Consider the following 11,613-nt stretch of genomic DNA (forward strand, 5'->3'; position numbering starts at 1 on the left):
CCAATGCGCCACGTCGGCAGCGGGCATGCGACCAAGGGGGACCGATGGCAATCCTTGAATGGCTTCTGAGCCCGGAGGGCCTGACACCGCACGGCTACTGCCTGAGCTGGACGCCGGGACTGATCTGGCTCCATGCCGGCGCGGATGCGCTGATCGGGCTGGCCTATTTTTCGATCCCGCTGGCGATCGCGGCCTTTGTCGCGCGGCGCAAGGACCTGAAGTACAGCTGGGTCGCGAACCTGTTCGTCGCCTTCATCCTGGCCTGCGGCACGACCCACATCCTGGCGATCCTGACCCTGTGGATCCCGGCCTATGGCTTCGAGGCGGTGGTCAAGGTCGTCACCGCCGGCCTGTCGGTCGCGACCGCCGCGCTGTTGTGGCCCCTGATCCCGCGGCTGCTGGCGCTGCCCTCGGCGGCGGAGCTGGAGCGCCGCGTGGCCGAGCGCACGGCGCAGCTGACCACGGCCAATGCACAGCTGCAGGAGGCGCTCGAGCAGCGCGACCTGCTGCTGCGCGAGGTCTATCACCGGGTGAAGAACAACCTGCAGATCGTCGACGGCCTGATCGTCATGCAGGGCCGCGAGGTGGCGGACGCCGGTGCCCGGCGCGCGCTGAACGGCCTGCGTCAGCGGGTTCATGCCCTGGGCCTGGTGCACAACCAGCTGATGGGATCCGATGACCTGCAGACGCTGGACATCGAGCCGTTCCTGGCCGACCTGACGGCCAACCTGGCGGAGGGGGCCGCGGCGCAGGGGGTTCAGCTCAACGTCCGTTCGCTGCCGCTGCGCGTTGGCCTGGACTTCGCCATTCCGCTGGGCCTGCTGGTGACCGAGCTGGTGACGAACGCGCTGAAGCACGCCTTTCCAGGAGGCCAGGGCCGGATCGAGGTCGTGCTGGAACGAGATGCCGGGGGCGAAGTCATGCTGATCGTCGCGGACGATGGAATTGGCTACGATCCGAACCGGCAGCAGGCTGACGGCCGGCCGGCCCTGGGTACCAGCATCATCCAGGGCCTGGTGGCGCAGCTGCGCGGCCGGTTCGACGTGCAGCAGCAGGGCGGCACGCGCAACGTGGTGCACTTGGCGGCCCCAGCGGCCGCCTGACCAGGGACGACGATGTTCGGGGCCAGGGTTCGGTCCCCGGCGGAAGGCATGGATCGATGAGCGTGACGGATGTGTTGACCGAGTGCCGCCTGCAGGACTGCGTGATGATCGTCGAGGACGAATTCCTGATCGCGCAGGGCCTGGCCATCCAGGTCGAGGACATGGGCCTGGACGTCTGCGCGACGGCCGCCTCGGCGGACGAGGCGATCGACATGGCGGTACGCTACCGCCCCGCCATCGTGCTGATGGATGTGCGCCTGCGCGGCGCACGCGACGGCGTCGACGCGGCCATCGCCATCCATGAGTCGCTGGGCTCGAAGGTCATCTTCATCACCGGCTCGCGCGAGCCGGCGACCCAGGCGCGCATTGCCCAGGACCATCCGGCAGCAGTGCTGTTCAAGCCCGTTTCGGACCGCCAGCTGCGCACCGCGATCCAGCGCGTGCGTGGCCACGCCTGAAGGTCGCATCCGGCTGCGGTCGTCCCGCAATACCGTATTCTCTCGACCACCGTCTCTCGACCCGATCACTTCTGTACCGCTTCGCGACCGTCCAAATACGGCTTCAGTAATGAACACCGTTCGGAATCCGGTGCCAAGTGCGTAACCCTGCTACGGATTAGGATTGCATGATGGGATCCGTGCGGCACTATGGTGCCGCAGGATGGCTCAACTGTGCGGGATCCTGGTTGCAGAGGGGTGCCCGCTCCCGGCCATTCAGAAGAAACAAGATCCGGGGGGGACGATGGACATCAAGCTGGGCGAGGACACGCGCCGCCGTCTGAAGGGCATCGAGGATTTCTGTTTCCGGTGGAAGGCGGCGATCCTGATCATCTTCCTGGTCGCGACAATTGCCATGGGCGTCGCCGCCACCCGCCTCAGACTTGATGCCGGCTTCGACAAGCAGCTCCCCGTCGGTCACGAATACATCGACACGTTCCACCAGTATCAGGAGAATTTCGGCGGTGCGAACCGCATCCTGGTGGCCCTGGGCGTCAACGAGGGGACGATCTATACGCCTGAGTTCCTGCGGATCCTGAAGCAGGCGACCGACGACGTCTTCTACATCCCCGGTGTCGCCCGTTCGTCCGTGCAGTCGATCTGGACGCCCAGCACCCGCTTCCTGGAAGTGGTGGAAGGCGGCATCAGTGCAGGCGACGTGATCTCCAGCGGCTTCCAGCCCACGCCCGAAGGCATCGCCCAGGTCCGCGACAATGTCGCCAAGGCCGAGGTCGTCGGCCGCCTCGTCTCCAACGACTTCAAGGCCGCGATGATCACGGCCGAGTTGCAGGAGGTCGATCCCAATACGCGCGAGCGGCTGGACTACCTGGTCGCGGCGGAACGCCTTGAGGAAACGCTGCGCGCCAAGTACGAGAAGGAAGGCGTGACCGTCCACATCATCGGCTTTGCCAAGATGACGGGCGACATTGCCGATGGGTCGGCCAGCGTCATCTCGTTCTTCGGCATCGCGCTGCTGTTCGTGGGCGTCCTCGTCTACATGTATTCCCGGTCGATCGTGCTGACGATCCTGCCGATCGTCTGTTCGCTCGCCTCGCTGGTCTGGCAGTTCGGCATCCTGACCATCCTCGGCTATGGCCTGGATCCGCTCGCCATCCTCGTGCCGTTCCTGGTCTTCGCCATTGGCGTGAGCCACGGCGTGCAGCAGATCAACCTGATCGGCGCCGAGGTGGCGGAGGGCAAGAGCAAGGAGGAGGCGGCGCGCACAAGCTTCACCATGCTGCTGATTCCCGGCGCGACGGCGCTGCTGGCGGACCTGGTCGGGTTCCTGACGCTCTACATGATCCCGATTCCGATGATCCAGGAAATGGCGGTCACGGCCTCGATCGGCGTTGCATTCAAGATCGTCACCAACCTGTTCATGCTGCCGCTCCTCGGCTCGTACCTGTCGCTGGGGGCCAGTTACCCGGCGCGCGCACGCAAGGCGATCGCCCAGCGCGAGCGGCTGTGGCCTCATGTCGCCAAGGTGACGCGCCCCCGCTGGGCCGTCGTCATCGTCCTGGTGTCGGTCGTGGTCTTTGGCGTCGCCAGCTACGAACGCAACTTCCTGCAGTTCGGCGACGTGTCTGCAGGCGCCCCCGAATTGCGCGAAGATTCCCGCTACAACCAGGACGTCGTCTACATCACCAACCACTTCTCGATCGGCGTCGACGTGATGACGGCAATCGTGGAAGTGCCGCAGGACGCCTGCGTGGACCCGGCGATCATGCGTCACCTGGACAAGTTCCGCTGGCACATGATGAACGTGCCGGGCGTGCAGTCGGCGGTGAACCTCGCCTCCCGCACCAAGGAGATCGCCACGATGTGGCGGGAGGGCAATCCGCGCTGGCGCGAATTGCCGCGCAACTCCGCCGCGATCAGCCAGTCGGTCCGCGAGGTGCAGACGTCGAGCGGGCTGCTGAACTCCGACTGCAGCGTGATGCCGCTGGTCATCTACACAAGTGACCACCGCGCCGACACGATCAAGCGGGTGATCGCCGCGGTCGAGGCGTTCCGCGCAGACCATCCGATGACGGGCGTCAATATTCGCCTGGCCACTGGCAACCTGGGTGTGATGGCCGCGATGAACGACATCGTGGAGCACGCCGAACTGACTATCCTGCTCTATGTCTACATCGCGGTGATGTTCCTCGTGTACATCACCTATTGGGACTGGCGCGCGATGATCTGCTGCGTCGTGCCGCTGGCCCTGTGTTCGTCCATCGGCTACTGGTTCATGGCGGTGTTCGGCATCGGGCTCAAGATCTCGACCCTTCCGGTCATGGCCTTGGCGGTCGGCATTGGCGTGGATTACGGCATCTACATCTACAGCCGTCTCCAGCTCTATATCGAGCAGGGTTGGCGCATCCAGGAAGCCTATACCCGGACACTGAACGAGACGGGCAGCGCCGTGATCTGTACCGGCATGACGCTGACCTGCGGTGTCTTCACCTGGGTGTTCTCCACGTTGAAGTTCCAGGCCGACATGGGGGCACTCCTGTCGTTCATGTTCTTCATCTCGATGATCGCCGCGATCGTTGCCCTGCCGGCCCTGGCCGTGGTGCTGGACCTGATCTTCCCGCGGCGTCAGCGGGTGCCGGCTCCGCAGCCGGCCATCGCCGAATAGGGCAGGGGCGGGGCCTGCCCCGCCGCTTCGCCAGCTCCGAATGCTGCCGCCGGTCAGTACCGGCGGTACGCATTTTGAATCAAGAGTATGGCGTTTGATCTCGATCAAGGGAGAGCGTATCTCGACCATGGACACTGGGATCCGAGGAAACGGGAGGGCAATCGGACTGGTCCGGCCCCCTCCATAACGAGAGACGCTGGACGCCATGGACGAGACATTCACCCTCGCGCGCGACAACCCGTCATCGGATGCGACCGGCAGTCCCGCGCCGGCAGCCGATGGCGCCGTCGAGAACTTCGACGTCCTGATCGTGGGTGCCGGGATCTCCGGTGTCGGTGCGGCCTATCATCTGACGCGGCAGCGGCCCGATACCAAGTTCGTGGTGCTGGAGGTGCAGGACAGCTTCGGCGGCACCTGGCTGACCCACAAGTATCCGGGGATCCGCTCGGACAGCGATCTCTACACGTTCGGCTATCGCTTCAAGCCCTGGGTCGGCGCACCCATCGCCACGGCGGGCGAGATCCGCTCTTACATGCAGGAAGTGATCGCCGAGAACGCGCTCGACCAGCACATCCGCTATGGCCACAAGATCCTGTCCGCGTCCTGGTCGTCGACCGACAAGCGCTGGACGATCGAGGCGCTGCTGACCCGGACGGGCGAAATCCGTCGGTTCACGGCCAACTTCCTGTGGATGTGCCAGGGCTATTACCGGCACGAGAAGGGCTTCACCCCGGACTGGCCCGGCATGGCCGACTTCAAGGGGACGATCGTCCATCCGCAGTCCTGGCCCGAGGACCTGGACTACAAGAACAAGCGCGTGGTGGTGATCGGCTCCGGCGCCACGGCGGCGACGCTGGTCCCGGCCATCGCCAACGATGTCGCGCATGTCACGATGCTGCAGCGCTCGCCGACCTACTTCATCCCCGCGGCCAATGCCAACGAACTGGCCGACACGCTGCGCGAACTGGACATTGACGAGGCCTGGATCCACGAGATCGTCCGCCGCAAGATCGTCCATGATCAGGGCGTCTTCACCCGGCGCACGTTCGAGGAGCCGGAGGTGGTGCGCGAGGAACTGCTGGGCGGCGTCCGCGCCTTCCTGGGCGAGGACTTCGACATGAAGCACTTCACCCCCAGCTATCGCCCCTGGCGCCAGCGCATCGCCTTCGTTCCCGATGGCGACCTGTTCAAGGGCATCGCCGCAGGCAAGGCATCGGTCGTCACGGACGAGATCGAGCGTTTCACCGAGACGGGGATCCTGCTGAAGTCGGGCGAGACGCTGGAGGCCGACATCGTCGTGACGGCCACGGGCTTCAACCTGTGCATGCTGGGCGATATCGCCTTCGAGGTCGACGGCAAGCCGCTCGACTTCTCCAAGACGGTGACCTATCGCGGCATGATGTTTACCGGCGTGCCCAACATGGTGTGGGTGTTCGGCTATTTCCGTGCCAGCTGGACCCTGCGCGTGGACCTGGTCGCTGACTTCGTCTGCCGCATGCTCGACCACATGCGCTCGCTCAACAAGCGCCAGGTCGAGCCGGTGCTCCGGCCGGAGGATGCGGACATGCCGCTGCTGCCCTGGATCGACACCGACGACTTCAATCCCGGGTACATCCTGCGCGGCATGCACCTGCTGCCACAACGCGGTGCCAAGCCGGAATGGCAGCACACCCAGGACTACTGGTCCGAAAAGGACACGCTGCCGAAGATCGACCTGACGGGCGCGGAGTTCAAGTACAGCTGAGGTCGCGCACCCGCCGGGGCAGCGCCGGACGGTCCGTCGTGATCGTCCGCCGCCGCCCTGGCACGTCCCGTCGCGTGGGCTATAGTCGCCCGCGGAAACGAACGGGAGGATGACGGATGCGCCGCATGCACCTGCTGGGCCTTGGACTTCTTGCAGCGCTCGCCCTGGCGCAGGGGGCAATCGCCGGGGCCGCCCGGGCTGACGAGTCGCCGGTGATCATCGGCACCCTGCCGGCCGGCGACTACACGTTGGATGCCAGTCATGCCAGCCTGCTGTTCCGCGTCGACCATCTGGGCTTTTCCAAGTACACGGCCCGCTTCAAGCGCTTTGACGCACAGCTGAAACTGGATCCGCAGGCTCCCGACCAGGCGGTGCTGCAGGCCAGCGTCGAGGCTGCCTCGCTGGAGACGGACTACCCGACGCCGGAGACGCTCGACTTCAACGCGACGTTGCGCGGGGAGCAGTGGCTGGATGCGGAACGCCACCCGCAAATCACCTTCAAGTCGACCCGGATCGAGCTGACGGGGGCCGCGACCGCGCGCATCCATGGCGACTTCACCCTGCGCGGGGTCACCAAACCCCTGGTCCTGGAAGCGCGCTTCAATGGCGGCTATTCCGGCCATCCGATGGATCCCAATGCCCGCATCGGCTTCTCGGCCCACGCCACCTTGAACCGGTCCGACTTCGGCATGACCTATGGCATTCCTGCGCCTGGCACCCGCATGGGCGTCGGCGACGCGGTGGAGGTCATCCTGGAAGTCGAGTTCACGGGGCCCCCGCTGGCGGTGCTGCCCACCGCCGAATAGGCTCGCCGCGATGTCGGGACCTGCGACGCCGCCGCCCGGAACGGGCCTGGACGTTCCGCGTTCAGACAGGGACAGATCCCTGCCGCTAAGGTCCTTGATGGCGTCGATGTCGCGTGCTGCCCGGCTTGTCCTTCTGCCCCATCCGCGCAAGGCCCAGGCCCGCCGCGATGGCGCGGGCCTGGGCCGGGATGTGGCGGCGGGCACCGCGGTTTCCCTGGTTTCCGACAACCTGGAGGCCTTTGCCCTGCGTGCGCTCAGCGCACGCGAGGCCACGGCCACGCTGGACCTGCAATACTATACCTGGGGTGAGGACGTGACCGGCCGCCTGCTGGCGCGCGAAGTGCTGTGCGCGGCCGATCGCGGGGTCAAGGTGCGGCTGCTGCTGGACGACCTCTATGTCCGCGACGCCTCGCTCGAACTCTCGACCCTGGCCCAGCATCCCAATATCCAGGTCCGCCTCTACAACCCGTTCAAGATCCGCAATTGGGGCCTTCTGGGCCGCACGGCGAACCTGCTGTTCTCCAGCTATCGCCTGAACCATCGCATGCACAACAAGGCCTGGATCGTCGATGGCCACGTCGCGATCGCCGGCGGCCGCAACATCGGCGACGAGTATTTCGACGCGTCCAGCCAGTTCAATTTCCGCGACCTGGACATGGTGCTGAGCGGGGCGGCCGTGCCGCACGCCGTGTCCCTCTTCGAACGCTACTGGTCAAGCCGGCGGGTCCATCCGTTCGAGAATATCGGCGAGGCATCGGCCATGGCGTCCGGGCTGGAGGGCCTGCGCCGTCGCCTGGACGCCTTTGCCGAGGAGGCCGTCGCCCGTTCCTATCTGGACCGCGTGCGCGACTATTCCGCGCTGGAGGAGCTGCTGCGCAAGGGCCGGACGGAACTGCCGGCCGGCGCCGTGCGTGTCGTCGCCGACCCGCCCGACAAGGGACGTCCAGGCCTGCGCAAGCCGGGCATTCTCAACGTGCTGCGCGCGGCCATGGCGTCGGCCGAGAAGGAGGTCGTCCTGATCTCGCCCTATTTCGTGCCGGGGCGAAAGGGTTCGCGCCTGCTGGTGCGCCTGGCCCGGCGCGGGGTGAAGGTGTCCGTCCTGACCAACTCCCTGGCGGCGACGGACGTCCTGGCCGTCCATGGCGGCTATGCCCGCTATCGCCGCCGCCTGCTGCGCGCCGGCATCGCCATGTACGAACTGAAGCGCGGCGGGCAGGAAGGCACCAGCCTGTTCGGCTCGTCCGGCCAGGCCAGCCTGCATACCAAGGCGCTATTCATGGACGATGACTTGGTCTTTGTCGGGTCGTTCAACCTGGATCCGCGCTCGGCCAACCTGAACACGGAAATGGGCACGTTTGCCCGCCACCCCGAACTGGTGAGGCAGTTGCGGGCCGAGTTCGCGCGCCTGACCGATCGCTCGCGCAGTTGGACCGTCCAGTTGGAGAATCGCCGGCTTGTCTGGCGCGACGACACGGGCCGCGACTGGCACGGCGAGCCGGAGACGCCCTTCCTGCGCCGGGCCATGGCCCGCATCCTGGGCTGGCTGCCCCTGGAGCCGCAGCTCTAGGGGCAGGTTGCGGGTCAGGCGGCGAGGCGAGTCTGGTCCATCAGCGCGCTTGCTCCCTCCAGGTTGATGCGCGCCTTGATCGGCAGGTGGTCGGAGGTGATCCGCGCCAGGTCCGAATGATGCACGTCCATGCCGGAAATCATGGCCGGCGGATTGGCCAGGATGCGGTCCAGCGCGAACAGGGGGAAGCGGGCCGGGAAACTGGGCAGGTGCGCGGTCAGCGGCCCGAAATGCGGGTCGAAATTGCGCAGCGACGAGCGCGACCCGACGCGCCATTCGTTGAGGTCGCCCAGGATCAGTGTTGGCCGTTCGCGGCAAGAGCCCAGCGTCGACAGGATCGCGTCGGCCTGCTGTGCGCGCGACCGGCGCAGCAGGCCCAGATGGGCGCTGACGATGCGCAAGGGGCCCTGGTCCAGGTCCAGGTCGACGACCAGCGCGCCGCGCGGCTCGACGCCCGGCAGGGCCAGCTGGCGTACCCGGGCCACGCTGCCCTGGCGGATCAGCAGCAGGTTGCCGTGCCAGCCTTCGCCCAGGGCGCGGCCGAAAACCGGAATAGGGTGCAGGCCGCTGTCGCGCTTCAGGCGGGCCATGTCGATCAGGCCCGCCTTGGCGCCAAAGCGCTGGTCCGCCTCCTGCAGGGCGACGATGTCGGCGTCCAGTTCGGCAATGACCTGGGCCGTGCGCGCAGGGTCGAAACGGTTGTCGGTGCCAACGCACTTGTGGACGTTGTACGAGGCGATGAGCAGGCTCCCGCGCCCTTCCTCAACCCCTGTCGCACTCGACGTTGCAGACGGCGCACCGCGCCAACGCCCCCGGCGTTCGGGACGCATGGTGTTGACGACGCGGGATGAAAGCCAGTGTCCGGGGCGGTCTGTCATGGGATGAAGCACAGGTGTCCCAACTCCTTACGCCAGAAACTCAATCCGGCGACGTTCGCCCGGTTCCGCCCGTCCAGGACAGCGGCACTGCCATACTGGCCCAATACGGGTTCGATTCCCGTTAACCCGCCCGATCCTGGAGATGGGACGACAACACGACGCACCTGCACAAGAGATGGCGATCACTTTGCCCGCACTGCAAGGCTGCGCATCGTCGCAAGCGGCCGCCGCAGCGGGACCACGCTGCCATCGCGTTGTCCGGATTCCGAATTCGACTTAGTGTCGGATCAAACAAGAATCCGGGGGGACGACGATGAACTGGCGAAACGGCATCCTGGCTCTGGGGGCTGTCCTATCCCTGTCGTCGCTGACCCTGGCGCCGGCATCGCTGCGCGCGGCCGACCTGCACGATGGCGCCGACGGGGCCGACTGGCCCGCCTTTGGCCGGACCTATGGCGAGCAGCACTACAGCCCACTTGACCAGGTGAACGCGCAGACCGTCTCGCGCCTCGGCCTGTCCTGGTTCATGGACCTGGGCGCGGGCAACCCGGCCACCATCCCGGTCGCGGTCGACGGCATTCTCTACTTCGCCAGCGGCCTCAGCGTCGTGCACGCGGTCGAGGCGCAGAGCGGGCGCCTGCTGTGGACCTATGACCCGGAGGTGGGTGCCGTAGCCGGGCACAAGATGCGGCAGGGCTGGGGCAGCCGGGGCATCGGCTACTGGAACGGCAAGGTCTATACCGGCTCGGCGGACGGTCGCCTGATCGCCATCGACGTCAAGACGGGCAAGCCGGTCTGGAGCGTGATGACGGTCGATCCAAAGGATGGCCGCTACATCACGGGTGCACCCCGCCTGTTCGACGGCAAGGTGATCATCGGCCATGGCGGCGGGGATTCGGCCGACATCCGTGGCTATGTCACGACCTATGACGCGGAGACGGGGGCCCAGCTCTGGCGTTTCTTCACCGTGCCGGGCAATCCGGCGGACGGGTTCGAGGATGCCACCCAGGAAATGGCGGCGAAGACCTGGGGCGGGGAATGGTGGAAGCACGGCGGCGGCGGCAATGTCTGGAACGCCATCACCTATGACGCCGAGACGGACACCGTCTTCCTGGGCACGGGCAATGGCGCGCCCTGGAACCGGCGCATCCGCAGCGCCGACATCGGCGACAACCTGTTCCTGTGCTCCATCGTGGCGCTGGATGCAAAGACGGGCGCCTACAAGTGGCATTACCAGGTCAATCCGGGCGAGACCTGGGACTATAACGCCGCGATGACGATGAACCTGGCCGACATCACGATCGATGGCCGGGTCCGCAAGGTGCTGATGCAGGCACCCAAGAATGGCTTCCTCTATGTGCTGGACCGTGTCACCGGCGAACTGCTGCGGGCGGACAGGATCGCCAAGGTAACCTGGGCGACCGGCATCGACATGGCCACGGGGCGCCCGATGGAGGTGCCGGAGGCACGCTATCCGGGCGGCAAGGACTTCGCCCTGTGGCCGGGTGCCAACGGCGCGCATTCCTGGATGCCCTCGGCCTGGAGCCCGAAGGCCGGCCTGCTCTACATCCCCACGATGGAGCAGGGCCTGACCTATAACGACAAGGACATCACGGGCCAGTCCTGGCACCGGCGGGCCGGCAATGCCTATGACTTCGCCATCAATGTCGGCATGGAGATCAAGGACCCGCTCCAGAATACCGGCTGGCTGCTGGCGATCGACCCGGCGACGGGGGAGCAGCGCTGGAAGGTGCAGAATGCGGCCTACTGGAACGGCGGGGTGCTGGCCACCGGCGGCGATCTGGTGTTCCAGGGCCAGACCAATGGCATCCTGACCGCGTACGAGGCGGCGACGGGCAAGCCGCTGTGGACCTTCGACGCGCAGGTGCCGATCATCGCCGCCCCCATCACCTACAGCGTCGGGGGCACGCAGTACCTGACGATCCTGGTCGGCATGGGCACCAGCGGCACGATGATGAGCCGTGACATCCCGATCCCCGTCGACAGCCGCAACCAGGCCAAGCGCGTGCTGACCTTCGCCCTTGATGGGAAGGGTGCGCTGCCCCCGCCGCGTCCCGTGGAGCTGATCGCGGCAGAGGATCCGGATTTCCACTCCGATCCCGCGGCCGAAGCGCTGGGCGCCGTCACCTACGCCTATCAGTGCGTCGTCTGCCACGGGATGGAGGCGATATCCGGCGGCGCCGCGCCCGACCTGCGCACCTCGCCCATCGTTCCGTCGGCCGAGCTGTTCGGTGAGGTGGTGCGCGATGGCTCCCTGGCGCGCAGCGGCATGCCGGGCTTCGACCACTACAGCGATGCGGAGCTTGAGGCGCTGCGCCAGTACATCCGCGCCCGCGCCAACGACCTGCGCTCGGGCCAATAGGCATCGGTCCGG

General features: G+C 66.5%; 8 protein-coding genes. 7 read left to right on the forward strand and 1 reads right to left on the reverse strand.

Going from position 1 to position 11,613, the window contains the following annotated elements:
• Nucleotides 1–44: 44 nt before the first annotated feature.
• From ACI6GS_RS14520 to ACI6GS_RS14545, 6 genes are all read left to right on the forward strand, one after another.
• A complete protein-coding gene (locus ACI6GS_RS14520; RefSeq protein ID WP_439814170.1) occupies nt 45–1,103 on the forward strand; it encodes a sensor histidine kinase in 1,059 nt (352 codons plus the stop codon).
• Between the two features lie 56 nt (nt 1,104–1,159).
• On the forward strand, nt 1,160–1,561 hold the full coding sequence (locus tag ACI6GS_RS14525; RefSeq protein WP_439814171.1) for a response regulator: 402 nt from the start codon (nt 1,160–1,162) through the stop codon (nt 1,559–1,561).
• A gap of 283 nt (nt 1,562–1,844) precedes the next feature.
• Nucleotides 1,845–4,223, forward strand: a complete 2,379-nt coding sequence (locus ACI6GS_RS14530; RefSeq protein WP_439814172.1) for an efflux RND transporter permease subunit — start codon at nt 1,845–1,847, stop codon at nt 4,221–4,223.
• A 205-nt stretch (nt 4,224–4,428) separates the two neighbouring features.
• Nucleotides 4,429–5,967, forward strand: a complete 1,539-nt coding sequence (locus ACI6GS_RS14535; protein WP_439814173.1) for a flavin-containing monooxygenase — start codon at nt 4,429–4,431, stop codon at nt 5,965–5,967.
• 116 nt (nt 5,968–6,083) lie between these two features.
• On the forward strand, nt 6,084–6,773 hold the full coding sequence (locus ACI6GS_RS14540) for a YceI family protein (RefSeq protein WP_439814174.1): 690 nt from the start codon (nt 6,084–6,086) through the stop codon (nt 6,771–6,773).
• 106 nt (nt 6,774–6,879) lie between these two features.
• Complete coding sequence (locus ACI6GS_RS14545) at nt 6,880–8,340, forward strand: phospholipase D family protein (protein WP_439814175.1); 1,461 nt, start codon at nt 6,880–6,882, stop codon at nt 8,338–8,340.
• Between the two features lie 14 nt (nt 8,341–8,354).
• Here the strand turns inward: ACI6GS_RS14545 and ACI6GS_RS14550 are convergent, their stop codons facing one another.
• Nucleotides 8,355–9,170: an endonuclease/exonuclease/phosphatase family protein gene (locus tag ACI6GS_RS14550; protein ID WP_439814176.1), complete on the reverse strand. Its 816-nt coding sequence runs from the start codon at nt 9,168–9,170 to the stop codon at nt 8,355–8,357.
• 361 nt (nt 9,171–9,531) lie between these two features.
• Here ACI6GS_RS14550 and ACI6GS_RS14555 point away from each other — a divergent pair, with 361 nt between their 5' ends.
• Nucleotides 9,532–11,601: a PQQ-dependent dehydrogenase, methanol/ethanol family gene (locus ACI6GS_RS14555; RefSeq protein ID WP_439814177.1), complete on the forward strand. Its 2,070-nt coding sequence runs from the start codon at nt 9,532–9,534 to the stop codon at nt 11,599–11,601.
• Nucleotides 11,602–11,613: the final 12 nt, after the last annotated feature.

This window comes from Zavarzinia sp. CC-PAN008, from assembly GCF_051903925.1.
GTDB lineage: Bacteria > Pseudomonadota > Alphaproteobacteria > Zavarziniales > Zavarziniaceae.

Coding starts and splice junctions, on each gene's coding strand:
- ACI6GS_RS14550 (WP_439814176.1), bottom strand. CDS start 9,170: ATGCGTCCCGAACGCCGGGGGCGTTGGCGCGGTGCGCCGTCTGCAACG.
- ACI6GS_RS14545 (WP_439814175.1), top strand. CDS start 6,880: ATGTCGCGTGCTGCCCGGCTTGTCCTTCTGCCCCATCCGCGCAAGGCC.
- ACI6GS_RS14555 (WP_439814177.1), top strand. CDS start 9,532: ATGAACTGGCGAAACGGCATCCTGGCTCTGGGGGCTGTCCTATCCCTG.
- ACI6GS_RS14525 (WP_439814171.1), top strand. CDS start 1,160: ATGAGCGTGACGGATGTGTTGACCGAGTGCCGCCTGCAGGACTGCGTG.
- ACI6GS_RS14530 (WP_439814172.1), top strand. CDS start 1,845: ATGGACATCAAGCTGGGCGAGGACACGCGCCGCCGTCTGAAGGGCATC.
- ACI6GS_RS14535 (WP_439814173.1), top strand. CDS start 4,429: ATGGACGAGACATTCACCCTCGCGCGCGACAACCCGTCATCGGATGCG.
- ACI6GS_RS14540 (WP_439814174.1), top strand. CDS start 6,084: ATGCGCCGCATGCACCTGCTGGGCCTTGGACTTCTTGCAGCGCTCGCC.
- ACI6GS_RS14520 (WP_439814170.1), top strand. CDS start 45: ATGGCAATCCTTGAATGGCTTCTGAGCCCGGAGGGCCTGACACCGCAC.